The 25250-nt window shown below is 62.9% G+C and carries 18 protein-coding genes; 3 read left to right on the top strand and 15 right to left on the bottom strand.

What is annotated here, in order from left to right:
• Nucleotides 1-48 precede the first annotated feature (48 nt).
• Nucleotides 49-1929, top strand: coding sequence for an oligoendopeptidase F (gene pepF, locus LSO07_RS02705; protein WP_151092207.1), 1881 nt, complete (start codon nt 49-51; stop codon nt 1927-1929).
• Between the two features lie 60 nt (nt 1930-1989).
• Here pepF and kefC read toward each other — a convergent pair whose 3' ends face one another.
• From kefC to hppD, 9 genes are all read right to left on the bottom strand, one after another.
• Nucleotides 1990-3810 (bottom strand): glutathione-regulated potassium-efflux system protein KefC, encoded by a 1821-nt coding sequence (gene kefC / locus LSO07_RS02700; RefSeq protein ID WP_151092205.1) that lies wholly within the window; start codon nt 3808-3810, stop codon nt 1990-1992.
• Between the two features lie 63 nt (nt 3811-3873).
• The gene (locus LSO07_RS02695; protein WP_225317155.1) at nt 3874-4446 is read right to left on the bottom strand and encodes a dual specificity protein phosphatase family protein; all 573 of its coding nucleotides are present in this window, start codon (nt 4444-4446) and stop codon (nt 3874-3876) included.
• 10 nt (nt 4447-4456) lie between these two features.
• On the bottom strand, nt 4457-5602 hold the full coding sequence (locus tag LSO07_RS02690; RefSeq protein ID WP_191909568.1) for an MGDG synthase family glycosyltransferase: 1146 nt from the start codon (nt 5600-5602) through the stop codon (nt 4457-4459).
• A 3-nt stretch (nt 5603-5605) separates the two neighbouring features.
• The gene (locus LSO07_RS02685) at nt 5606-6751 is read right to left on the bottom strand and encodes an ankyrin repeat domain-containing protein (RefSeq protein WP_151092203.1); all 1146 of its coding nucleotides are present in this window, start codon (nt 6749-6751) and stop codon (nt 5606-5608) included.
• A 120-nt stretch (nt 6752-6871) separates the two neighbouring features.
• Nucleotides 6872-8671, bottom strand: coding sequence for a M14 family metallopeptidase (locus tag LSO07_RS02680; RefSeq protein WP_151092201.1), 1800 nt, complete (start codon nt 8669-8671; stop codon nt 6872-6874).
• A gap of 124 nt (nt 8672-8795) precedes the next feature.
• Nucleotides 8796-11519: a TonB-dependent receptor plug domain-containing protein gene (locus tag LSO07_RS02675; RefSeq protein ID WP_151092199.1), complete on the bottom strand. Its 2724-nt coding sequence runs from the start codon at nt 11517-11519 to the stop codon at nt 8796-8798.
• 163 nt (nt 11520-11682) lie between these two features.
• The gene (locus LSO07_RS02670) at nt 11683-13182 is read right to left on the bottom strand and encodes a S41 family peptidase (RefSeq protein ID WP_151092197.1); all 1500 of its coding nucleotides are present in this window, start codon (nt 13180-13182) and stop codon (nt 11683-11685) included.
• Between the two features lie 124 nt (nt 13183-13306).
• Nucleotides 13307-16903: an indolepyruvate ferredoxin oxidoreductase family protein gene (locus LSO07_RS02665; protein ID WP_151092195.1), complete on the bottom strand. Its 3597-nt coding sequence runs from the start codon at nt 16901-16903 to the stop codon at nt 13307-13309.
• A gap of 195 nt (nt 16904-17098) precedes the next feature.
• The gene (hppD, locus tag LSO07_RS02660; RefSeq protein WP_034783523.1) at nt 17099-18226 is read right to left on the bottom strand and encodes a 4-hydroxyphenylpyruvate dioxygenase; all 1128 of its coding nucleotides are present in this window, start codon (nt 18224-18226) and stop codon (nt 17099-17101) included.
• Between the two features lie 125 nt (nt 18227-18351).
• On the opposite strand from hppD, the gene LSO07_RS02655 reads away from it, so the two are divergent.
• Nucleotides 18352-18876 (top strand): Lrp/AsnC family transcriptional regulator, encoded by a 525-nt coding sequence (locus tag LSO07_RS02655; protein WP_034753092.1) that lies wholly within the window; start codon nt 18352-18354, stop codon nt 18874-18876.
• On the opposite strand, the gene LSO07_RS02650 is transcribed toward LSO07_RS02655, so the two are convergent.
• Genes LSO07_RS02650 through LSO07_RS02635 form a run of 4 tightly spaced genes read right to left on the bottom strand, consistent with a single transcriptional unit; the run spans nt 18868 to nt 23378 of the window.
• Nucleotides 18868-19572 (bottom strand): GNAT family N-acetyltransferase, encoded by a 705-nt coding sequence (locus LSO07_RS02650; protein WP_034783526.1) that lies wholly within the window; start codon nt 19570-19572, stop codon nt 18868-18870. The two genes, LSO07_RS02655 and LSO07_RS02650, sit on opposite strands and share 9 nt — an antisense overlap.
• The gene (locus LSO07_RS02645; RefSeq protein WP_151092193.1) at nt 19569-20681 is read right to left on the bottom strand and encodes a multifunctional CCA tRNA nucleotidyl transferase/2'3'-cyclic phosphodiesterase/2'nucleotidase/phosphatase; all 1113 of its coding nucleotides are present in this window, start codon (nt 20679-20681) and stop codon (nt 19569-19571) included. Before LSO07_RS02645 ends, LSO07_RS02650 begins: the two co-directional genes overlap by 4 nt.
• A 12-nt stretch (nt 20682-20693) precedes the next feature.
• Complete coding sequence (locus LSO07_RS02640) at nt 20694-21410, bottom strand: glutathione S-transferase family protein (protein WP_151092191.1); 717 nt, start codon at nt 21408-21410, stop codon at nt 20694-20696.
• 12 nt (nt 21411-21422) lie between these two features.
• Nucleotides 21423-23378 (bottom strand): lytic transglycosylase domain-containing protein, encoded by a 1956-nt coding sequence (locus tag LSO07_RS02635; protein WP_225317154.1) that lies wholly within the window; start codon nt 23376-23378, stop codon nt 21423-21425.
• Between the two features lie 137 nt (nt 23379-23515).
• Between LSO07_RS02635 and LSO07_RS02630 the strand changes: the two genes are divergently transcribed.
• Nucleotides 23516-24043, top strand: a complete 528-nt coding sequence (locus LSO07_RS02630; protein WP_151092188.1) for a 5-formyltetrahydrofolate cyclo-ligase — start codon at nt 23516-23518, stop codon at nt 24041-24043.
• A 15-nt stretch (nt 24044-24058) separates the two neighbouring features.
• Here LSO07_RS02630 and metF read toward each other — a convergent pair whose 3' ends face one another.
• On the bottom strand, nt 24059-24889 hold the full coding sequence (metF, locus tag LSO07_RS02625) for a methylenetetrahydrofolate reductase [NAD(P)H] (RefSeq protein ID WP_034783533.1): 831 nt from the start codon (nt 24887-24889) through the stop codon (nt 24059-24061).
• Nucleotides 24876-25232 carry a phage holin family protein gene (locus tag LSO07_RS02620; protein ID WP_034783534.1) on the bottom strand — a complete coding sequence of 119 codons (357 nt, stop codon included), beginning with the start codon at nt 25230-25232 and terminating at the stop codon, nt 24876-24878. The genes metF and LSO07_RS02620 overlap by 14 nt, the downstream gene beginning before the upstream one ends.
• Between the last annotated feature and the right edge of the window lie 18 nt (nt 25233-25250).

The following is a 25250-nucleotide window of genomic DNA, read 5'->3' as shown; positions in this document are numbered from 1 at the left end:
CACGTTCGTGCCGGCATCCCTAGCAACCAGACCATGAATGGATACTGTATGCCGACAACCGCGCTCAAACGCCCCGTACTGACCCTGCTGGCCCTCGGCTTTGCCATCTCCACCGCCTTCGCCGCGCCGGCGCCCACCGACCGGCAAGCCGACCGCTGGGATTTGACGGCGCTGTATCAAAACGATGCCGCGTTCGACGCCGACGCGAAAAAGCTGTCGGCCCAGCTGCAGCAACTGGGCGCCTGCAAAGGACAGCTGAAAGCCTCGCCGGCCCGCCTGAAAAGCTGCCTGGACCTGTACGCCGATGCGCGCAAGCGCGTCAACACGCTCACCACCTATGCGGCGCAGTACTACGACCAGGATACGGGCGACAGCAAGGGCAACCAGCTGAACCAGCGCGCCGCCCTGCTGGGCAACGATTTCTCCCAGGCGACGACCTTTCTGCAGCCGGAAATCCTTGCCCTGGGCAGCCAGCGCATCGATGCCATGCTGGCGAAGGACAAGGGCTTGCAGCTGTACCGTTTTCAATTGAGCAACATGCTGCGCAGCGCGCCGCATACGCTCGACGCGGCTGGCGAGCAGCTGGTGGCGCAGTTTGGCCTGGCAACAAGCTCGGCCGCCAGCGTCTACCGCACTCTGGCCAATGCGGAAATCCCGTGGCCGACCGTCACACTGTCGGACGGTACACAAGTGCGCCTCGACCAGGCGGCCTACACGAAATACCGCGACGATGACAAACGTGCCGACCGCAAGCTGGTGTTCGACGCCTTCTTCGGCAAGTGGAAGGAATATGAACGCACGTTCGGCGAAACCCTGTACGGCCAGCTGAAGACGGATGCCGCGTATGCGAAGGTGCGCCGCTATGCCGACTCGCAAAGCGCGGCGCTCGACACCGACCATTTGCCGCCGGCCGTCTACCAGACCCTGATCGCGCAAACCAACGCCAACCTGCCCACCTTGCACCGCTACTTCAAGCTGCGCGCGCGCATGCTGGGCGTCAAGGACCTCGCGTATTACGACATCTATGCGCCGCTGCTGAAAAGCGACCGCACCTTCCCGCTGGCCGAAGGCAAGCAGATGATGCTCGACTCCGTCGCGCCGCTGGGGCCCGACTATGTGAAGGCACTCACCGCCGCCGTGGACGCGCGCTGGATGGATGTGTATCCGCGCCCGCGCAAGGTGGCGGGCGCCTATATGAATGGCGACGCGTACGACGTGCATCCGTTCGTGCTCCTCAACTACACGGACAATTACGAAGCCGTCAGCACCCTGACGCACGAATGGGGCCACGCCATGCACTCGGTGCTGGCCAACAAGGCGCAGCCATCGATCTATGCACCGTACAGCATCTTTGTGGCGGAAATCGCCTCGACGACGAACGAGGCGCTGCTGCTCGATGCGCGCCTGAAGCAGGCCAAGGATGACGACGAGCGCCTCTTGTACCTGGGTGCGGCGCTGGAAAACCTGCGCGGCACCTTCTTCCGCCAGGCCATGTTTGCCGAATTCGAGGCGGCCATCCACGGCAAGGTGGACAAGGGAGAATCGCTGACGGGCGAAGAGATCACGGCCATCTATGCCGGCATCCTCAAGCGCTACCACGGCGAAGCGCAGGGCGTCATGACCATCGATCCCGCCTACGCGCTGGAATGGGCCTACGTGCCGCATTTTTATCACGGCTTCTACGTGTTCCAGTACGCCACTTCGATCGCGGCGGCGCAGGATTTCGCGCAGCGCATCCTCGACAAGGAACCGGGCGCGCTGGCCGCCTACCTGAAGATGCTCGGCGCGGGCGGCTCGGCCTATCCGTATGAACTGGTGAAGGCGGCCGGCGTCGACCTGGCGTCACCGAAACCGTACCAGGCGCTGGTGGCACGCATGAACGGCATCATGGACCAGATCGAGGCGATTGAAGCGAAGCGGGGGAAGTAAAACCCCAACGTCCGAACGGCTGGGGTCAGCCCCCCGGAAGAGTTAACTCAGAGCTCTGAGTTAACGATGTTGAGGGTCTGACCCCGAAGTTTCAGCCGCCGCAAACGCCGCCGCATCGCTCTCGAACATGTCTTCCAGTTCCTCGCGCGCCTGGCGCGTGAGGGACATGACTTTTTGCTGGTCCTGGAAGTGCGGCGCCACTTCCAGCAGGGTTTTCAGGTTATGCCGGCCAAAGATGCCGGCCGCGCGCTGCGCCCGCTCCGGGCTGAAACCCACCTGCTGCAAGGTCTGCTCGCCCAGCAGCAGCGCCGCCGCGAACGTCTCGCGTTCGATCAGGGTCACGCCCCGCTTCATCAATTCATAGTAATGCGTGACGTTGCGCGCGCGCGCCAGAATCGTCAGTTCGGGCAGGCGCAGGCGCACGGCGTCGACCAGGGCCAGGCTGTCATCCACATTGTCGATGGCGATCACCAGCGCCCTGGCCTTCTCGATGCCGGCCGCCACCAGCAGATCCACGCGCGTGGCGTCGCCATAGAACACCTTGAAGCCGAACTTGCGCAGCAGGTCGATCTGGTCCGGGTCGTGGTCCAGCACCGTCACGCCGATTTTATTGGCCGCCAGCAGGCGGCCGATGATCTGGCCGAAGCGGCCGAAACCGGCGATGACGATGGGGTTGTCCTGCGCCTCGATATGGTCGTCGGGGCGGCGCTTCTTTTCGCCTTGCAGGCGCGGCGCGACGAATTTGTCGTGCGCCAGCAGCAGCAAGGGCGTGGCCACCATCGACAGGGTCACCACCACGACCAGCAGCGCGGCTGTCTCCGGCGCAAACACATGCGCGGCCTCGGCGGCGGCAAACACGACGAAGGCGAATTCGCCACCCTGCGACAGCAGCAGCGCAAAGAACAGCTGCTGGCCGCGGGGAATGTCGACAAACTTTGACAGCAGGTACAGCAAGGCGATCTTGACCGCCAGCAGCCCCGCCACCAGGGCCAGAATCAGCAGGGGCTGGGCGCGCAACACGCCGAAATCGACGGACATGCCGACGGCGATGAAAAACAGGCCCAGCAGCAGTCCCTTGAACGGCTCCAGGTCGGAAATGAGTTCATGGCGGTATTCTGAATCGGCCAGCAGCACGCCCGCCATAAAGGTACCCAGCGCCATCGACAAGCCCACCGATTCCATCAGCACGCAAATGGCGATCACCAGCAGCAGGGCGAAGGCCGTGAAGATTTCGCGCAAGTCCGTCCTGGCGATGAAGCGCAGGATGGGGTTCACCAGGAAGCGCCCGCCGATCACCAGGGCCGCCAGCACGGCGGCCAGCTTGGCCACGCGCAGCCAGCCCGGCTCACCACTGTGCGTGACCAGGCCGCCCAGCAGCGGCACCAGCGCGATCATGGGAATGGCGGCGATATCCTGGAACAGCAAAATGGAAAAGCCCGCGGAACCGGCCGGCGTCGTCATCAGCTTGCGTTCACCCAGGGTAGCGAGCACGATGGCCGTCGACGACAGCGACAGCCCCAGCGCGCCCACCAGCGCGGTGCGCCAGTCCACGCCAAAGGCCATGGCCATGGCGCACAAGCCCGCGCTGACGACACCCACCTGCGTCCCGCCCCAGCCAAAAATCGGACGGCGCAGCAGCCACAATCGTTTGGGTTCCAGCTCCAGGCCGATCAGGAACAGCAGCAGCACCACGCCGAATTCGGAAAAACTGAGGATCACCTCGACATTCTTGATCAGGCCCAGGCCCCAGGGACCGATAACGACGCCGGCCACCAGATAACCCAGCACGGCGCCCATGCCCAGGCGCTTGGCCAGCGGCACCATGATGATGGCGGCAACCAGGTAAAACAGTATGTTGATGAGAAAGCTATGGTGTTCCATGCGGATTCCGGAAAAACGTGACTGGAATCGCAATCATGCCTGAAGTGGCGCGCCAGCGGGGTATCAGGGTTGCGGCGCATCGATACGTGCGCGTAGTTCGTCGACATTCACGCGCTGGAGGTAGCTTTCGATATTCTTCCACACGGCGTGGTAGCCGTAGCCGCCATTTTTCAGCTCGTCGATCGCCTTCTCGCGCGGCCAACCCTGGTACAGCATGCGGTACATGGCGGCCATCATGCCCGTGCGGTCGGCGCCGTGCAGGCAGTGCAGCAACACGGGACCGTGCTGTCCGGCGGCGCGGATGGCACGCATGGTGTCGATCACATGCCGGTCGCAGATGGCCCAGGTATTGATGGGAATACGGACGGCGCGGATGCCGCTGCCTTCCAGCACCTGCGTATCGGAGTGGAAGGAGCGCAGGCTGATCACCGTCTTCACACCCAGCGCCTGCAGCTGGGCCACGTCGGCGCTGTCAAGCCTGGCGCTGCGGTACAGGACGGGCGTGACCTGGTGCAGGTTCGACACCTGCGGCAACGGCGTGGCCCAGTCCGGATGGCGTGGCGGCGATGACTGCGCCCCGGCGGGCGCGGCGGCCAGCCCCAGGGCGAGCGTCAAAAGTACTGCATGCAACATCATGGCTTCCTTGTTATTGATGAATGGCGCCAGCGCGCAGCACCTGCGCCAGTACGTCCAAAGCGGCGCGCGGACGGCCCAGGGCCTGCGCTTTCGCGCGCATCGATTGCAACTGTTCAGGATGATCGAGCAGCAGGCGCACCCTGTATTCCAGGGTGACGGCATCGAATGCCTTCAGGGCCACGCCCTGCTCCAGCAGATAGTCGGCATTGCGCTCTTCCTGCCCCGGAATCGGCGAGTTGACGATCATGGGCAAACCCAGGGCCAGGCATTCGGACGTGGTCAGTCCGCCCGGCTTGGTGATCACCAGATCGGCGCATGCCATCAGGCGCTCGACTTCGCTGGTAAAGCCTTGCGCCAGCAGGCGCCCCGGATACTGGCCGGCCAGTGTCTGCAGCGCCGCCAACGCGGCGGCGTTTTTCCCCGCCAGTACGATCAGCTGGAAGTCGCCCGGCAGCGCCAGCAGGCGCGCGGCGACCGTTTCAAGGCTGCCCAGTCCTGCCCCGCCGCCCATCAGCAATATCGTCGTGCGCTGCGGGTCGAGGCCAAACGCCTGCGCGCACGACACGCGGTCGGGCACCTGCGCAAACGCGGGCATGATGGGGATGCCCGTCACGTGGATGCGTTCGGCGGGGATGCCTTCGTGGCGCATGCGGAACGCCACTTCGTCGGTGGCGGCAAAATATCCCTGCATCTGTTCATGCACCCACATGCGGTGCAAGTCGAAATCCGTGACTTGCACCCAGACGGGGCAAGCCAGCTGCTGCTGGCGCAGCGCGCGCGACAGCAGTTCGGCCGGCAGGAAATGCGTGCAGATGATGGCGTCTGGCTGGAAGGCGGCGATCTGCGCCATCAGCGCGCGCGTGTTGAGGCGCTCGATGCCACGGCGCAGGCGCTGCATGGTGCTGTCGCGCGGCGCATCGTGGGTGGCGTGATACAGATAGCCCCACAGCGCGGGGGCCTTGTTGACCAGCTTGATATAGAAATCCGTGTACAGCTTGCGAAATGCCGGCGTGACGAAGTCCATCACGTCGAGATGCAGGACCAGCGCCGCAGGGCCTGCGCCGCCATCGCGCGACGCATACGCCTCGATGGCTTGCGCCGCGCGCATGTGGCCGGCGCCGGCCGAGACGCTCAGGAGAAGAATTTTTTTTGTCATGAGCTAGCCAATCACGGGGACAGGCAGGGCCGACACTTTCCAGCTGCCTTTGAGCTTGCGCTCCATCAAAGCCGGCAAGGTACTGGCGTCGGGCGCGCCTTTTTTGGTGAACTTCACCGGCACCAGCAGATAGATGGTGACCTTGTCATCGTCGGCAATGTCTTCTTCCTCGGGCGCCGGATTCCAGCGCTTGTCGATGGCCAGCAGCGCATCGACGCCGTCCGGCCAGGCCAGGTCCGCCAGGTGCGGATCGTCGCGCCGCAGCAGCTCGCCCGCGGCCAGGCGGGCCTGATCAAGCGTGCGCCGTCCCAGGCGTGCCAGCAGCGCCACCGGGAAGCGCCATGGGCTGTGCTCCGTGAAACCGTGCACGGTCAGCGGCCAGCGGGCCGGCAGGCAGATGGCCAGTTCGGTCATCGGCGATTGCTGGAACAGGCCGACCGTAAACAACAGCTTGAAATCGCTCTTGCCATCGATGCAGCTGATTCCCAGCGAAAAGCGCGCGTCGCCGCTGTCCGGGCTGAACACGGCGGGCAGCACCCAGCCGGCGCTGTTGTGCATGAAGGTGCGGATCGATTCCTGCGGCGACGCGGCCGCCTGCTGCGGCACGTCGAGTATGCTGACGCCGCCGGCGGCAGCGAGCAATTGGGAGATCGCGGGAAAACCCCAGCCGGTGGCGATATCGACCGGCGCCTGGTTCCAGCGCGTATGCAGGCGGTTCGGATTGGCGCCCCGCTGCAGCAGCAACGCGACCACGTCCTGATGGCCGCCAATGCAGGCGCTGTCCAGCGGCGACAGTATATTGTCCGGCAGGCCATCGACGGCAGCGCCATGCTCGAGCAGCCAGCGACAGGTATCGAGATGGCCATGGCTTGCCGCCGCGTCCAGCGGCGTGTGGTTGCGGTAACCGGGCAAGGGCAGATCGATGTCCATGCCCAGCGACACGAGCAGGGCGCAGACGTCGCGGCTGCCGCCGGCCGCAGCCAGATGCAGCAGCGATTCGCCGTCATCCATGTTGTAGCGGCGCAAGGTCAACAGCAGCGGCGTGGCCTGGAGCAGGCTGCGCACCTGCTCCACCTGATTCTCGCCCACGGCGTCGCAAAGGCGAAAAAATGTCTCCCGGTGCTGGTTATACAGTGTGTTATTACCCATTCCTCGTCTCTGCTCGTGCTGGCGGCGCCATCATCGAGCGGAGAATAGCATTTTCTTTCGATTAATCTGCGCGATTTGACAACTCCGGTGTGCGCCGTGCGGCGACGCGCATATTGAGCGTTACAAATCCATGAAACTGACAGGCGCCACGTCGACGCGCATGACCGGATACAGGTTCAGCCGCTCATCCCACGACGCGTGGCGGCGGGCGAAAAACTCCAGGCGCGCGCGCGGACTTTTTGCAAAATCGGGCTCGTCGGCCAGCTTCTGCCGGAACTGCGCGGCCAGCGCCGGGTCGGCCGCCAGCTGCGCGCGCGCGACATCCTCGGCCACATAGTCCTCCATGTATTCCTTGCGCTCGAACGCCGTGTTGAAGCTGCCCCAGGCCAGCAGCGAGTCGGGCGCGCGCGGCTCGAGCAGCGCCACCACCAGGCGCGCCTTCGGCTGGTTGACGGGCACGTACAACGCGCCGGCATCGACGAGGCGCTCCTCTTTCTGCCACTCGCCCTGTACCGCCGCCGTCTGGCGTCCCTCGAACGACTGCGCGCCAAACTTGACGGCGGTGGCGCGGAAGACTTCCACATTCTGCCGGGCGAAGATGCTGCGCATTTCCCTGTAGGCGATGCCGTGCTGGCGCAACTTGGCGCCCACCATGGCCGCCTGCGCACGCGGCACCAGGTAACCGGCCTTCGGTGCGGCCAGCTGCAGGTCAGGCACGATCTCGTCGCGCAGCGGCACGTTCCAGATTTGCGGTGTCTTTTCGTCATAGCGCGTCATCAGGGCGCCCGATACCTCGGACGGCGTGCGCGTGTAGGCATAGCCGCGAAACGCGATCATGCGGCTTTTCTCCGTGGTCTTGTAGCTGAGGGGCAGCGCACTGCCGGCCAGCTGCGTCGCGCGCAGGTCCGCTTCCATCGCGCTCTGCCGCCATGCCGCGCCGTGCTGCGCCATCTGCGACAGCAGGGAAATGATGGTATTGCGCGTGATGCGCACACGCGTCGGGTAGTCCTTCCACGAGTGGGTTTCCACCAGCACGCCGAAACGGTTACGCAACAGGAAATAGCCGTGCGAAAAGCGCGGGTTAGGCGTCGAATCGACAAAACCCGACTGCGGATTGTCTTCTTCGGCAAACGACATGTAGAACGGCTTCGGATCGGAACCCTGCTTTGCCAGGTCGGCCAGCACGCCGTCGCGCAGCGCCGTTCCCGCCGCGCGCAAGGCCGCATCGCCCGCATGCACGGGTTCGACCTGGATCGAGATATCGGGTTCGAACTGCGCGCCATCCGTCACGTGCAGGTCGACATACGCCAGCGGATCCCAGGCATTGACCAGCGCCAGCATGTGCTGCATCTCGGGAGAATCGGCCTTCATGTAGTCGCGGTTCAAATTGAAATTCTGCGCCGTGCTGCGCCAGCCCATTTCCTGCGGTCCCCGCTGGTTCGGGCGGTTCCACGCACCAAAGCGCTCATGGCCATCGACATTAAACACGGGCACGAACAGCATCACCTGCTTGTCCAGCACGCCGGCGGCCGCCTTGCCTTCCAATGCTTCGCGCAGGGCCAGGAAACCCGCATCCTTGCCGTCGATTTCCCCCGCATGGATACCGCCCTGCACCAGCAGCACCGGTATCTTGCGCAGCCTGGCCGCGTCCGGCGTCAGCGCGCCCGTGTTGGAAACGGCCAGCGCCAGCATGGGCCGGTTTTCCGGCGTGCGGCCAAATTCAAAGCAGCGCACCTGTTTCGGATACTGGTCTTCGAAGCGCCGGCACAAGGCTTCCACTTCCTCGTAGCGGCCCGTATTCCTGAAACCCGAGTACTCGGCCTCCGTCTTCAGTGAAAACAGCCGCATATCGCGTGCGGCGTGTGCGTTGACGGCAAACAGGGAAAACACGGCGGCGGACAGCAGGGCACGGCGTAGCATCGGACTAGCTCCATCAAGAGGGACAAGCGGGCAATTATAGAGTGGCGGTCAGGTAAAAACGCAGCGGCAAATAAAAAAGCCGGAACAGCGTCAGCTGCTCCGGCCTTGCTCTGGCAAGCGTGAGTTACGAGCCGAAGTGGTAGTTGAACTCGACCCAGCCCTGGCGTCCCTGCGGGCTGAAACTGCCCACCGGGTAGTACGGCCAGCCTCCGCTCGTGTCGCGCTTGATCTTGTCGAAGACGTTGTTGACGATCAGCGACAAGGTGGCGCGGTCGTTGATGCGGTAGACGGTGCTGATATTGGCCAGCGCCGTCGGCGTCAGATAGCCCGTGCTGGCGGCGTTCGGGATCTTGCCGTAGCGGCTGACCAGCAGGGTGTTCGACCAGTCGCCCGCGCTCCAGTTCACGCTCAGGTTCAGCTTGTCGGGCCAATCCATGTTCGTCAGCGATTTCGTCTCGTCGATCTCTTCGTCGCCGACGAATTGCTGCGACTTCTTGCTCAGCACCTTGGCGTAGTTGGCCTTGAAGGCGAAACGGCCATAGTCCGCCGTGCGCAGCAGGTACTTCAGGCTCACGTCGATGCCGCTGCTGCTCTGCTTTGCCGCATTGATCGGATTGACGGTGATGGTCTTGATCTCGCCGGCGCGGTTCAGGGCATTCGCCGCGAAGCGCTCGACGCGGCCCAGGGTATCGACGCAGGTCGGCGAATTGATATCCGTCTTGCCCAGGCGGCAATCGGCTTCGTCGCGCAAGATCTTGTCGGAGCTCAGGTTCGTCACGAGGTCATCGATCTTGATGTTCCAGTAGTCGACGGAGACGTCGAAGTTCGAGCTGGGCGACCAGACGGCGCCGACGCCAAACGACTTGCCTTTTTCCGACTGCAGATCCTTGCTGCCGTTCTGCACATAATCGGCGCCCGGCGACTTGTTGGCAAATTCGCAGCCTTCGATGGCCTGGCCAGCCGCGCCGCAGCGGTAGTAGTCGGTGGTGCTCGAGTAGTAACCGGTGCCGCGCGCCTTGTAGATGTAATTCATGTCCGGCGCGCGGAAGCTGGTGGCGTAGTTGGCGCGGAACAGCAGCTCAGGCGCGGGACGCAGTTCCAGGCCGCCGTTGTAGGTGAACTTGCCCTCATGGCGGCCGGCAAAGCTGTAGCGGTCGTAACGGCCGGCCAGGGTACCGGTCAGCTTTTCATGCAGCGGCAGATTCAATTCCGCCCCCAGCGCATAGCGGGTACGCGTGCCGGCCGTGATATCGGATTTGGTGGCGACGTTGAAGTAGCCGTCGTTCAGGCGCGCATCGGGCACATTGCTGAAGCCCTGCTTGCCCACTTCGGCGATGGTGGCGATCTTCGCCACGCCGGCGGGCAGCTGGAACAGGTCGCCATTCGTGGACAGGCTCAGGGTATTCGTCCAGGCCTTGTCGTCGCTGTCGGAATTGCCCGTGATGGTGTCGAATTCGGCCGCCGTCACGCGGCGCGACAGGCGGGCCGGATCCGGTGCGTAGATCGGCACGCCGGCAGCGTCGGTGCCCAGTTTCGGTCCCAGGAAGAAGCTGTCGATATTGGCCAGCGCGCGCGGCGTGTGGCTTTCGCTCTTGTACACCGAGGCATTGTAGTTCGCTTCATACTGCCAGGATGTCGTGCCGGGAATGCGGCCCTTGGCGCCCAGCGAGATGGCCGTGGCCAGGTCGTCCCACTTGCGGTTGTAGCGCTCCACGCCGCCCATTTCCTCGGGCGATATATAACGCGTCCACGCTTCGTAGCGATTCGTGTTCTGGTTGCGGAAATAGCTGCTGCCCGTCGACGACGACGTCCACGTCGGGCCGCGCGTGTTGTTCTCGGTCGAGTTCTTGCCGATCAGGATGTCGGCGAACAGGGTCGTTTCCGGCGACAGCTCATAGTTGGCGCTGCCGAACACGTTCTGGCTGCGGTTCTTGGTTTGCGTGGTCCAGTAAGTGGGGCCGACTTTCGGGCTGGCGCAATAGCTGCCGTTCTTCGCCTGGTACTTGACGACGCTGCCGCCGAACAGGTCGCCGAACTGGTTGCAGGTATCGCCCAGGTCCACGTAGCTGCCGGAGGTGCCCGCCTGTACCACGCGGCGCGAGGCGATATTCGTCGGCGTGCCCGAACGGGTGGCCATGAAGTCGCGCTGCAGGCTCGACAGCGGATCGCGCTGGCTCAGCTCCAAGCTGAACAAGGTATGCAACTTGTCGAAATTGCCGCCGCCCGTCAGTTGCACGCGCTGGTTGCCGGCGCCGCCACGCGTGGTGCCGCCCGCCTTGACATTGATGTCGAAACCTTCCGTCTGCTTTTTCAGGATGACGTTGACCACGCCGGCGATCGCGTCGGAACCATAGATGGCCGAAGCGCCACCGTTGAGGATCTCGATGCGGTCGACAATGCTCGATGGGATATTCGCCAGGTTGGTGAAGTTGACCGTGCCTTCGTAGGCGACGGGGAAGTCGGCCAGGCGGCGGCCGTTCAGCAGGATCAAGGTGTGGTTCGGGCCCAGGCCGCGCAAGCTGATGGTATTGGCCGACGGCGTGAACGTATTGCCGAAGTCTTCGCCTTGCGTAAAGCCGCTGTTCTGTACCTGGTTGGTCAGCGCATCGAAGACGTTCTTGTACCCTTGCTTGGTGATTTCATCCCCCGTCAGGATGGTGACGGAAGACGGGCCTTCCAGGCTGGCGCGGGGAATCCGCGAACCGGTGACCACGACGGCTGGCGGGGTGGCCGCCGGCTGCTGATCCGCTGCGGGCGCTTGCGTTTGCGCGTGCACCTGCCATGCGGAACCGCCCAGGATAGCCAGTACGGCTACGGTGAGCGGTGGTAACTTGAATTGTATAGGCATCTTTGCGCTTCTCAAGGTTAGGGAGAAGGCGAAAGATATCAAAATGCCAGTAATTACAGAACGAATGGATTCATCTTTCTATATATCAAAATTGTTATATAGAAATATTTATGAGCAGGAAAACGCCACGCGCCTGGGTTGGCACATGGCAGGAACATGCGCCTTAACGGCGAATGATGGCAATTTCCTTGTAGGCCGGGCGCAGCAGGCGCGTGGCCGTGTCGGCCGGACTCTCGATTGAACCCAGCAGTCTGAGCGAGCCCGCGGCCGGCGTGCAGCTGCCACTGCTGCGGTAGCGCAGCGCCGCCGCCAGCATGCCTTCGGCCGCGTCGCCCAACTGGTGCTGGTAATCGTCCGCCACGTCGCAGGTCGGCGCCATGCCATCGGCAAAGTCGCCAAAGCCCTTGGCATTGACGCCCTGGAACTGCACGGCAAAATACGTGGTGCCGCAATTCGGCGCGGGAAAGAAACCGTAGGGCTTGCCGCACGTCGTGCCGCCGATCAGGTTGACCTGCACGTCCACGCCGCGCAAGCCGTTGATGATCGCTTCGCTGGCCGAACAGGTATTGCCGGTTGTCAGCAAGGTCACGCGCTTGAGACCCAGCGAAGGCAGTGGCGTTCCCTTGGCGAGGGGATTCGGGCCGCCAAAGCCCTGGCTTTGCGCATGGAATGGCACGGGCGCTTCCGGCCGGGTCTTGTCATTGAAGAGCACCTGCTCGAAGGTCTTGCCGGTAGTAAGTTGCGGGCCAGCAATCATGTAAGCGAGTTCACTGGCGACATCCAGATAACCGCCGCCGTTGTAGCGCACATCGAGCACCAGGTCGCTGATGCCGGCCGCCTGGAAGCGGGTCATGGTCTCGATCAGCTGGCGTTCGGCCACATTGTTATGCGTATTGAAGGTCAGGTAGCCCACCTTGCCCGTGGGCGTGTCGATGATGCGCTCGTTCTGCACGGCGCTGGTGCTGACCTCCACCGCCTGCAGGCTCACGGAGATGGGCACCCCGTTGCGGCTGAACGCCAGCGTATGCGTGCCTTGCGCTGCAGGGAAGAGGCCCGCGTTGAGGATATCTACGCTGGCCGTGTCGGGGGCATTGACGAAATCGACGCCATCGACGGTTTGCAGCACGTCACCGCGCCGCAAGCCCGCCAGTGCCGCCGGCGAGCCTGGCTCGACAATGGTGACCACCGCCTTGCGCGGCGGCGTGGTGCGCGTCAGCGCCAGCAGCATGCCATAGCCCAGTTCCACGCCATTGAGCGAGGCTTCCCATTCCGCCGTCGTATACGTGAAATGGAACTGGTCCTTCGGTTTGCCGGACGCCGTCGTGGCCGTCGTTTTCAGCACATCGAAGTACGCCTTGGCCGTGGTGAAGCTTTGCGGCAGGTAGGTGGTCGGCACTTCGCGGTACCACAGATACGTTTCATCGATCCAGCTGCGCACCCACGTCTGTTCATTGAGCAAGGTGCCCGGCTTGTCGATGCTGCTGCCGCTGCGCGGCGCCTCGCAGCGGTTCGCCACCGTGGATGAAGCGACCAGCGCCGTCGGCCCGGTTGGAGTCAAGGGCGGGACGACGGGCGCGCCGTCGCTGCCGCCTCCGCCTCCGCCGCAGGCACTCAACACTAATACGAGGGACACAGCGAGGGAACGACGGCGCAGGGAATGCATGACAAACTTTCCGAAAAGAAATTATCTAAAAATTATAATGCGTTTTCCCGGCGGGCGTTGTTTTCTTTGACACAAAAAAATGGCGCCCGCAGGCGCCATTGCTACAGCGTGGAGTTCACCCCCATCACGCCACGGTGGCCGCCACGGGCGCAGCCACGACGGGCGGCAGCGGCGTCGGCGCATTGAAGGCGATCAGCAAACTGGCTTCCTTCTCTTTCGCCGCCTTCAAATGACGCTCCTTCACATGGCCATAGCCGCGGATGTCTTCCGGAATGCTGGCAATCGCCACTGCTTGCGCCAGCTTGGCCGTCGTCAGTTTCGGCAGCAAGCCGCCTACCGTCGCGCGGTACTCAAGAATCAGCGCGCGCTCCATCTTGCGCTCGGCCGTATGGCCGAACACGTCGAAGGCCGTGCCGCGCAAGCCCTTGAACTTGGCCAGCACGCCAAACGCCTTCATCATCCACGGGCCGAATTCCTTCTTGACCAGGTGGCCCTGGGCGTCGGTTTTCGCCATGATCGGCGGCGCCAGGTGGAACTTGAGCTTGATGTCGCCTTCGAACATGGCGGCGATCTTCGCCTGGAAGGCGCCGTCCGTGTACAGCCGCGCCACTTCATACTCGTCCTTGTAGGCCATCAGCTTGTAGAAGTAGCGGGCCACGGCTTCCGTCAGGCGCAGCTGCGGGCCATTCAGGGCGCTTTCGGCGGCGCGCACCTGGCCGACGAAGTCCAGGTACTGCTGCGCATACGCGCGGTCCTGGTAGGCCGTCAGCAGGGCCACCCGTTTTTCGATGATGTCGTCGAGCGTATCGATGCGCTTGAATTCCACCACCTTGGCTGGCGTTGTCATGCGTACCAGGCTGGCCGCATCGTGGGCGCCGGCGCGGCCCCAGTTGAAGGCGGCCTTGTTGAACGCCACCGAGACGTTGTTCAAGTCGATGGCCTTCATGATGGACGCTTCGCTCAATGGCACTTTGCCCTTTTGCCAGGCATAGCCCAGCATGAACATATTCGTCGCAATCGAGTCGCCCATCAATGCCGTGGCGATCTGGCCCGCGTCGATGAAGTCCACGTGGTCGCTGCCGCACGCCTTTTCGATTTCCATGCGCGCGGAAGCGCCGGGGAATTGCCAGTCAGGGTTCTTCACGAAGGCAGCCGTCGACGAACTGGTCGAGTTGATCATGGCCCAGCTGCGTCCTTCACCCATGCGCGACAGGGCGTCGCGGCTGGCCGTGACGATCAGGTCGCAGCCGATGACGAGATCTGCCGCACCGGTGCCGACGCGCGTCGAGTGGATATCTTCCTGGCGGTCCGCCAGGCGCACGTGCGACATGACAGGGCCGCCTTTTTGCGCCAGGCCGCTCATGTCCAGCACGGAACAGCCCTTGCCTTCCACGTGGGCCGCCATGGCCAGGATCTGGCCGACGGTGACGACACCCGTGCCGCCGATGCCGGTGACCAGAATGCCGAACGGCTCGGCCGTCGATGGAATCGTCGGCGTCGGCAAGGCCGGTACGGCTGGCGCATCCTTGTCGGCGGCAGCCGCTTTTTTCGGCTTTTTCAGGCCGCCGCCTTCCACCGTCACGAAGCTGGGGCAGAAGCCCGTCGTGCACGAGAAATCCTTGTTGCAGGACGACTGGTTGATCTGGCGCTTGCGCCCCAGTTCCGTTTCCAGCGGTTCCACCGACAGGCAGTTCGATTGCACGGAACAGTCGCCGCAGCCTTCGCAGACGGCTTCGTTGATGACGGCGCGCTTGGCCGGGTCCGGATATTCATTGCGTTTCCGGCGGCGGCGTTTTTCCGAAGCGCAGGTCTGGTCGTAGATCATGGCCGACACGCCGGGCATGTCGCGCAGTTCGCGCTGCACGTCCATCAGTTCCGAGCGGTGGCGCACGGTGACGCCTTCGGCCCAGGCGTAATCGTCCGGGTATTTTTCCGGTTCGTCCGTGACGACGATGATCGGACCCACGCCTTCGGCGGCGATCTGGCGCGAAATGATGGCCGGAGACAGAGGGCCGTCGAATTCCTGGCCGCCCGTCATGGCCACCGCATCGTTGAACAGGATTTTATAGGTGATGTTCACCTTGGCCGAGACGGCCGCGCGGATGGCCAGGATGCCCGAGTGGAAATACGTGCCGTCGCCGAGGTTGGTAAACACGTGCTTTTCATTCGTGAACGGCGCCTGCCCCACCCACGTGACGCCTTCGGCGCCCATGTGGGTAAATGTCGACGTTTCGCGGTCCATCCACAGCACCATGTAATGGCAGCCGATGCCGGCCAGCGCGCGCGAGCCTTCCGGCACCTTGGTCGAGCTGTTGTGCGGGCAGCCGGAGCAGAAGAACGGCGTGCGGTCCTTTTGCGGATCGGGTTTCACGCTGATGGCCTTGAGGACGTTTTCCTTCGCTTCCAGGTAGGCGATGCGCTCCTTCACGCGCTGCTCCACCGGGTGGCCCGCGTAATAGCGCGAAATGCGGCTGGCAATCGCGCGCGCGATCATGGCCGGGTTCAGCTCATATGTGGCCGGCAGCAGCCAGTCGCCGTGGCCCGTGCCCTTCTGGTTGCTCCACTCGCCGGTGTCGTCGAACTTGCCGACCACGCGCGGACGCTCGCCGTCTTTGAGGTTGTAGAGTTCTTCCTTCAGCGCGTATTCGAGGATCTGGCGCTTTTCTTCCACCACGAGGATTTCATCGAGGCCCTTGGCGAATTCGTGCACGCCGTCCGCTTCCAGCGGCCACGTCATGCCGATCTTGTACAGGCGGATGCCGATGTCGGACGCCGTCTGCTCGTCGATGCCCAGGTCGGCCAGCGCCTGGCGCGTGTCGAGGTAGGATTTGCCGGCCGTGATGATGCCGATGCGCGCCTTCGGGCTGTCCCAGATGATTTTATTGAGCTTGTTGGCACGCGCATACGCCAGCGCCGCATACCATTTGTAGCTGTTCATGCGTACTTCTTGTTCCAGCACCGTGTCGGGCCAGCGGATGTTCAGGCCACCGGCCGGCATCTCGAAGTCGGTCGGCAGGGTGATCTGCACGCGGTCCGGGTCGAAGTCGACGGCGGCGCCCGACTCGATGATGTCGGTCACGCATTTCATCGACACCCACAAGCCCGTGTAGCGGCTCATGGCCCAGGCGTGCAAGCCGTAGTCGATGTATTCCTGCACCGACGACGGATACAGCACGGGAATGCCGCAGGCGTTCAGGATATGGTCGGACTGGTGCGCCGTGGACGAGGACTTGGCCGCATGGTCGTCGCCGGCCAGCACCAGCACGCCGCCGTGCTTGGCGGAGCCGGCATTATTCGCGTGCTTGAACACGTCGCCACAGCGGTCGACGCCGGGGCCCTTGCCATACCACATGCCGAACACGCCATCGTATTTCGCGTCTTCGAACAGATTCGTTTGCTGCGTGCCCCAGACGGCCGTGGCGGCCAGGTCTTCATTCAGGCCCGGGTGGAATTTGACGTGGTGCTCATCGAGGTATTTCTTGGCCTTGATCGCCGTCATGTCGACGGACGTCACAGGCGAACCGCGGTAACCGGTGATGTAGCCGGCCGTATTCAGGCCAGCCTTCAGGTCGCGCTCGCGCTGCAGCATGGGCAGGCGGATCAGCGCTTGCGTGCCCGTCATGAAGGCGCGGCCACGCTCCAAGGTGTATTTGTCGTTCAGGGAAATTTCAGACGCGTGCGCGCCCGGCTCAAGACTCGAGCCCTTGATTGGTGCATTCATTACTTGTCTCCATTATTCTCTGTGCTACGCGTGCAAAGTCGGTTGAACTCACACGTACCGGCCGCGCTTTGTGAGCATGCCGGTGCGGAAAAATGACTTGTTTGTCGTAGACTACCACAGGAATGCGCGCAGTTCTTTGCTGCGCTGCACTCCCGGGCCGGTACTCTTTTTACTACTATTTGTTACAAAGCAACATTACGCCGCGTTCGTATCTTTCAGCACGCCGCGCTTGATCTGGTCCAGCTCGATCGATTCGAACAGGGCGCGGAAATTGCCTTCGCCGAAGCCCTGGTCGCCCTTGCGCTGGATGATCTCGAAGAAGATCGGGCCGATCACCGTCTGCGTGAAGATTTGCAGCAGCAGTTCGCGTTCGTTTTCCGTGCTGTGGCCGTCGATCAGGATGCGCAGGCGGCGCAGTTCTTCCAGCTGCTCGCCGTGGTTCGGCAGGCGGCGGTTGACCAGCTCATAGTAAGTTTCAATCGTGTCCTGGAAATCGATACCCGTATCGCGCATGCCTTGCACGGAGCCGTAGATATCATCGGTGCCCAGCGCGATATGCTGAATGCCTTCGCCATGGTACTGGTCCAGGTATTCGGCGATCTGCGACTTGTCGTCCGACGATTCGTTGATCGGGATGCGGATCTTGCCGCATGGCGAAGTCATGGCTTTCGACTTCAGGCCCGTATGCTTTCCTTCGATATCGAAGTAGCGCACTTCGCGGAAGTTGAACAGGTTTTCATAGAAACCGGCCCATTCCTTCATGCGGCCACGGTGCACATTGTGCGTCAGGTGGTCGATATAGGTCAGGCCATGGCCGACCGGATTGGCGACGGCGCCGGGAATGGCGACGAAGTCGACGTCATAGATGCTGATGTCGCCGATGCCGCCTGGTGCGGCCGCGTCCGGCTTGTCGGCGCCCTTGCCGCGCCAGCGGTCGACGAAGTACAGCAGCGAATCGCCCACACCCTTGATGGCGGGGATATTCAGCTCCATCGGACCTGTTTTGTTATCGAAACCCCAGGCGCCCAGTTCCAGCGCGCGGCGGTACACGAAGGCCGCGTCGTCGACGCGGATGGCGATGGCGCACACGGACGGGCCGTGATGGCGGGCAAAACGCTGCGCGAACGAATCTTGTTCGGCATTGATGATGAAATTGATGTCACCCTGACGGTACAGGGTCACATCCTTGTGGCGGTGGCGCGCGATGGCCGTGAAGCCCATGTTCTCGAACAGCTTGCCCAATGCTTTTGGGTCTGGTGCTGCATACTCGACGAACTCGAAACCATCGGTACCCATCGGGTTATCCCAAGGCTGAAATTGCATGATGTCTCCTCCAAGAAGTAGCGCACAGTATAGGCGCGGTCTGTGGGCATTAAATGCCAAAGATCTCCCGAACAATCATGATTTGCGCAATAATATTGCGTGAAACAAGAACCACCGGAGGAAGCATGAGCAAAATTACGCTGGATAAAACGGATCGCAAGATCCTCGCCGTCCTGCAGGCCGATGGCCGCCTGTCGAATCAGGACGTGGCCGAGCAGGTCAGCCTGTCGCCGTCGCCATGCTTGCGCCGCGTCAAACGGCTGGAAGAAGCGGGCGTGATCCGCCAGTACGTGGCCCTGCTGGACCCGGAAAAGATCGGCCTGGGGCTATTGGCCTACGTGAACGTGCGGCTGGAAAAGCACAGCGACGCCACCGCCCACAGCACGGCGCGCGTGCTGGCGCCCAATCTGGTGACGAACACGTCGCCGCGCGCCGACTTCGCCGTGGCCGTGGCGCAATGGCCGGAAGTGGTGGCCTGCTATGCGATGACGGGTGAGATGGATTACCTGCTGCGCGTGCACGTGGAAGACATGGAGCACTTTTCGCGCTTCATGATGGCGACGCTGCTGCGCCACCCGGCCGTGCTGGATGTGAAATCAAGCTTTGCCTTGCAGCGCATCAAGGATACGACTGCCCTGCCCTTATTGTGATGGCGGCCCGGGCTTCTTCTTACGCCCCGGCAAGCGATCCCACAGTTTGAACGCGGCGCGCGCGTTGGCCTTGAACGTGTAGTCGAACATGGCGAACTGTTCCTGCACGGCTTCCTGCAGCATGCTCGACGGGTTCGGCGGCAATAGTTTCAAATATGCATCGGCTTCGCCATAGTCGCGCTGGATTTCCATGCCCGCCTTCTTGGCGATATGCATCATCGTCTTGTTGGACGACAGACAATGCATGTACAGGGTATCGACATCGTTGTTGCGACAGTGAATCGCCGCCCGCTCGAACAGCTTTGAACCGACCCCCATGCCGCGCATGGATTTCGACACGGACACGCCAAACTCGGCCACCTGCTCCTTGTCCGTGACGACACTTTTCGCCGGCGACTTGTCCTTCGGCGCGAACGCCAGATGCCCCACCCCCACCAGCTTGAACAGGCTGTTGTAGACGCCGTAGATCATGTCGCGCGAGAAATCCATCTTCTGCACGTACTGAGCCACCAATTCATCGGGCAAGGCGCTGCCGAAACGCAGCAAGCGGTCGCTTTTCTCGAGCGACAGGAAATGCTTCATCATGCGGCGCCGGTCGCGCTCATGCAACTGCTTGACGAGCACGGTCGGACGCCCTCCGCCGCTACGGCTGAGCCAGCGGCGGAACGGGTTTTGAAACAGCTTGGGTAAGGTCATGGCAGTTCCCGGCTGCTGATCACGTTCGTGACGGCCTCGACCCGCGCAGCATGGATGACGGCCGGAATGCGCTTCGGTTCCTGTGCGCACGCTTGCGCCAGCGCACCCGCATCCACGCCGCGCACGGCCACCAGCATGGCTTGCAGCCAGGCGGACTGTGGAAACACGGGATCCCGTGCATGCACATCGCAGGCGATGGCGTCGAGCATCTGCACGAAACGCTGCGGCTTGCGCAGTCCGTCACAGCGCTCGCACAAGCTCACCAGTTCCTCGGCACTCAACGCCAGCGCGCCAGCGACCGCCGCCTGCTCGCGCGCCGCCATGACGGCCAGCTCGCGGCACTCGTTGGGCACGCGCAGGCGCTCGCTCAGCGCGTTGATCTGCGCCAACGGCACAGCCAGCATCAGTACGGCAAAGCGCACGGGCAAGTCATGACCTTGCGCGGCGGCATGGTCGATCACGTGCAGCAAGCGTTCGCTCAGCGCGATTTCCCCCATGATGCGCGCCAGGGCACCGCACTCGTGCAGCACCGTCAGCATGCGCGAAGGATGGCTTTCCATCAGCCCCTTGGCCACTTCCTGCCACACGCGCTCGGCCACCAGGGCGTCGACTTCGCCATCGGCCACCATGCGGCGCATCAGCTCCATGGTGGCCGGTGCGACAGTGAAAGTATGAAAACGGGCGGCAAAGCGGGCCAGGCGCAAGATGCGCACGGGGTCTTCGCCAAACGCGTCGGAGACGTGGCGGAAGATTTTGTTGCGAATATCCTCGATGCCGCCGAACGGGTCGGTCAAGGTCCCGTCCCCGGCTTGCGCGATGGCGTTGATGGTGAGATCGCGCCGCACCAGGTCGTCTTCCAGCGTAACGTCGGGCGCCGTGTGGAAGACAAAGCCCCGGTAGCCGGGCGCCGTCTTGCGTTCCGTGCGGGCCAGGGCGTATTCTTCCTGCGTCTTCGGGTGCAGGAAGACGGGAAAATCCTTGCCGACGGGGCGGAAGCCCTGGCGCAGCATGTCTTCCGGCGTGGCGCCCACGACGACGTGATCGTGGTCTTTCACGGGCAAGCCCAGCAGTTGGTCGCGCACCGCGCCACCGACCGTGTATATCTTCATAACACTCTTTTCTTAATCAGGCAGTTCCGCGTCGTGCTTGGCAGCGATTTCCGTTTCCGCCAGCGCTTCCGTGATCCAGCGGGCCACAGCCGGGTGCGCCTGCACGCGCTCGCAATACGCATTCAGGGCCGGCGCCAGGCTCACGCCGTACGTGCGGAAACGCATGACGACGGGCGCGAAATACGCGTCGGCGATGGAAAAGTCGCCAAACAGGAACTGGTGGTGGCCAAAGCGGGACAGACACTCTTCCCAGATTTCGCTGATGCGGCCAATGTCGGCCTGCGCGGCGGCCGTGCGGCCCCGTCCCGGCAACTTCGCCTTGATATTCATCGACATATCCGTGCGCAAGCCGGCAAAACCGGAATGCATTTCCGCACAGACACAACGCGCCATGGCGCGCGCGGCCACGTCTTGCGGCCACATGTGTTTATCGGGAAACTGCTCGGCCAGGTATTCGCAGATGGCCAGGCTGTCCCAGATCGTGATCTCGCCGGCCAGCAGCACGGGGACCCGGCCGCAGGCGGAATACTCGGCAATTTTGGTGGCCGTGTCGCTCTGGTCGAGCAGTACGCGCACTTCCTGGAACGGGATGCCGAAGGCCGTCATGGCCACCCACGGGCGCATCGACCACGATGAGTAATTCTTGTTGCCGATGATGAGGGTCAGGCCCGGTTCGCGCGCGGCGGCCAGGGTTTGCGTCAGGCTGGGATCAAGGATGGTCGTTTGCATGGTCGGCGAACTTTAGTTGGATGATGGCAAATCGGCAGAAACAGCGCTGTTTTTCGGCCCGACGGTACCCAGGCGCGCTTTCAGCGACTGCGGGCTCTTCTCGAACAGGGCCGCATAATAGGTGGCGTTGGCCATCACGTTTTTCACGTAGCCGCGCGTTTCCGTGTACGGAATGATCTCGGCAAAGACGGCGCCTTCCAGCGGACGCGTCATGGTGGCGCGCCAGATGCGCAAGCGCCCCGGCCCCGCGTTGTAGGCGGCGCTGGCCAGCACTTGCGAACCGTCGAGACCGCCAAGCACCATGTTCAGGTAATTCGTGCCCAGCAAGACGTTGGTGCGCACGTCGCTCAAGGTTTCCGTAACGAAATCGGTGAGGCCGATCTTCTTGGCGACATAACGGGCCGTCGACGGCATCACCTGCATCAGGCCGGATGCGCCCACGTGCGACTGCGCATCCATGATGAAGCGCGATTCCTGGCGGATCAGGCCATACACCCAGGCTTTATCCAGGCCCAGGGTTTGCGTGGCCGGATGCATGACGTCGTCATGCGGCGTCGGATAGCGCTGCGTATAGTCCACTTCCAGGCGCGTGCGGTCCGAGGTGTTGACCATGCGGTCGAGCACATTGTTCTGGCGCGCAAATTCCGCGGCCGCCAGATGCTGGCGGTCCGTCATCGAACGCAATTCCCAGTTCCACTCGCGCGTACCTTCGAAGCGCAAGCGCATATTGAAGAATTTCAAGGCACGCTGCAAACCCGGATTGGCAGCCATGGCGGCGATTTCCGTGGGCGAGATCGGCTGGCCCGGCGGCGGCAAGACCAGGTGGTTGCCCAGCTCTTCATTGGCCAGCAAGCCATAGAAATTCGATTGCTCGGAAATCGTGCGGTACAGGGCGTCGGCCTGCGGATTCGGGCGACCCGGCGTTTCCGCCTGCTGCGCGCGCGCCAGCCAGTAGACCCAGGTAGGGTCGGCGCGCAGGGACGCCGGCATGGCCAGAATGGAAGACTTCACTACGGGCCAATTGCCTTCACGCAAGGCGATACGCGCCTTCCACTGCATCTGCTCCTGGGTCAAGGGCGCGCCATTGGTTTTTTGCCAATATTCAAATGCTTCCGGCGCCAGCGAATACGACGCTTGCAAGGCCAGGCTGGCCCAGCCGATGGCCTGTTCCTGCGGCGTCAGCTGCGCGCTGGCCTTTTGCAGGGCCACGACGCCCAGTTTCAAGGTGCTTTTCGCCATGCGGCCGACGGCCACCAGGTACATCTCGTGGTCGGCGCGGCTGGCGCCCGGTCCCTTGGCCAGCACCAGCGCCGGCAAGTCGATGGCTTGCGCCATCTTCGCGTCGGACGCGCCCAGCAGCAGCGCGATGCGGCGCGCCGGGCCCGTGGCATTGGTCTGGCCCGCCAGGCGGATCTGCGCCCACAGGTCATTCGTGTCAAACTGGCCATTTTGCGCCAATGCCGCGATCAGGCTGCCGCACGCTTCGCCATAGCCGGGCGGCGAGACGAGCAGGTTGCGCGCTTCGGACGCCACATTCTGGCCCTTGGCCGCGCGCGACATCAGCGCGTAGCACTTGAGCTGGGTATCGTCGTCGAGGGCGAATTGCGGGTATTGCTCGTCGAATACGACCCAGTCGCGCTTGCGGCCCAGCTCCAGCAGCCAGTCGTTGCGGAAACGGTCGGCGATGGCGCTGCCCTTGTAGCGGTTCAGGTAATCGCGAAATTGCGCCTCGGTCAGCAGTTTGATGCGCGGTTTCAGCCGATAATAGTCAACATACGAGGGAATCTGGTAATTCGTCAGGCGCCCCGCATAAAAGTCGGCTTTTTCGACGTCATCCTTGCGCGCGGCGTCGCGCAGCAGCAGGAAGGCATCGTCCTCGCTGCGCGTGTCGGGGGCGGCTGGGGCTACGGTGGCCGATACCTGGGCCAGGGCTGCCAGGGGAGACAAGGCCGATGCAACACACAGCATCGTGCCGGCAATCCATTTCAGTGGGGAAATCAATGTACGACTCTCAATCTTAACTTGATGGTGATATGAATAGCGACCCTAGAATAACATGCGATCCGGCTGCACGGCCACCCATTGCGCCACAGGACAAAGCCGGCTTGCGCAAGGCCCTGCTGGCGGCCCGGCGCGCCCTGCCCGACGCCACGCGAGTAACGTGGGATGCGGCCATCGCGCAGCGCCTGCTGGACTGGTGCGCACAGGAAAACGTCGAGGAATTGGGCGTGTACTGGCCCCTGCATGGCGAGCCGGACTTGCACGGCGCCTATGCGCAGCTGGCCGCGCGCGGCGTGCAATTAAGCTTGCCGGTGGTGCTGGAAAAACATGCACCGCTGGCATTCAGCGACTGGACGCCGGGCGAAGCCATGGTCAAGGATGGCATGGGCGTGGCTGTGCCGGCCCGATTACGCCTGCGCCCGGCACCCGCCACCCTGCTGGTGCCCTGCCTGGGGTTTAACGGGGAACGCTACCGGCTCGGTTATGGCGGCGGCTATTACGACCGCACCCTGGCACAGGTCCCCCGTCCGCGCACCCTCGGTATCGCCTATACCTGCCTGGCGGCAAGCTTTCCCAACGGCGAATACGACATCGCCCTCGATCACATCGTGACCGAGGGCGATCTGTTCTGATAACAGCAGAACGATTTACTTCACCAGCCGCTGCCACAGTGCGGTCGTAGGCGCCGCTTGGTTCATGCTATAGAAATGCAAGCCTGGCGCGCCGCCTTCCAGCAAACGCTCGCACAAGCCCGTCACCACGTCCAGGCCAAACGCCTTGATGGACGCGCTGTCGTCGCCGAAGCTGGCCAGTTTCAGACGCACCCAGCGTGGAATTTCCGCGCCGCACATGTCCGAAAAGCGCATCAACTGCGTGTAATTCGTGATCGGCATGATGCCGGCCACGATAGGCACGTTGATGCCCATCTTCTGCGTCTGCTCGACAAACTGGAAATACGCGTCGGCATTGTAGAAGTACTGGGTGATGGCCGCATCGGCGCCGGCCTGCACCTTGCGCGCAAACGCGTTCAGATCATCCTGCGGCGAACGGGCTTGCGGGTGCACCTCCGGATAGGCGGCCACTTCGATATGGAAATGGTCGCCCGTCTCGGCGCGGATGAATTCCACCAGCTCGTTGGCATAGCGGAACTCGCCCGAGGCGCCATAGCCGCTCGGCAAGTCACCGCGCAAGGCAACGATACGGTTCACGCCCGCCGCCTTGAAGTCGGCCAGCACGGCGCGGATCGATTCGCGCGAACCGCCGACGCAAGACAGATGGGGTGCGGCCTGTTCGCCGGCCGCCAGGATCTCGCGCACGGTGTCCAGCGTACCCTGCTGCGTGGTGCCGCCGGCGCCAAAGGTCACCGAGAAATACTTCGGATGCAATTCAGACAACTTGACACGCGTGGCGCGCAGCTTTTCCGCCCCTTCCGGGGTTTTCGGCGGGAAAAACTCAATACTGAAATTATGCTTTTCCATCGTCGTTACTCAAAAGTAAGGTCGACAAGGCCCAAGAAATGATGCTGTACAGAATGGCACCACCCACGGCAGACCAGAAACTGGCGACATGGAAACCATCGATCACCTGCGCCACCAGCCAGAACAGGAAGCCGTTGATGATCAAAATGAACAGGCCCAGCGACAAGAACGTCACGGGCAAGGTCAGCAGGATCAGCAGAGGACGGATCAGCGCATTGACCAGCCCCAGCACAGCAGCGGCCAGCAGCGCGGTCCAGCCGCTGCTCATCGTCACCGAGTGCATCAGGTAAGGGACGGCAAACAGGGCTGCCGCATTGATAAACCAAATCAGTAGCAAGCGCATTTCTCTAGCCTGTCAAAA

It is taken from the genome of Janthinobacterium sp. PLB04, assembly GCF_021165895.1.
Taxonomy (GTDB): Bacteria; Pseudomonadota; Gammaproteobacteria; order Burkholderiales; family Burkholderiaceae_D; genus Janthinobacterium; species Janthinobacterium lividum.
This window is presented reverse-complemented; position numbering and strand designations above follow the sequence as displayed.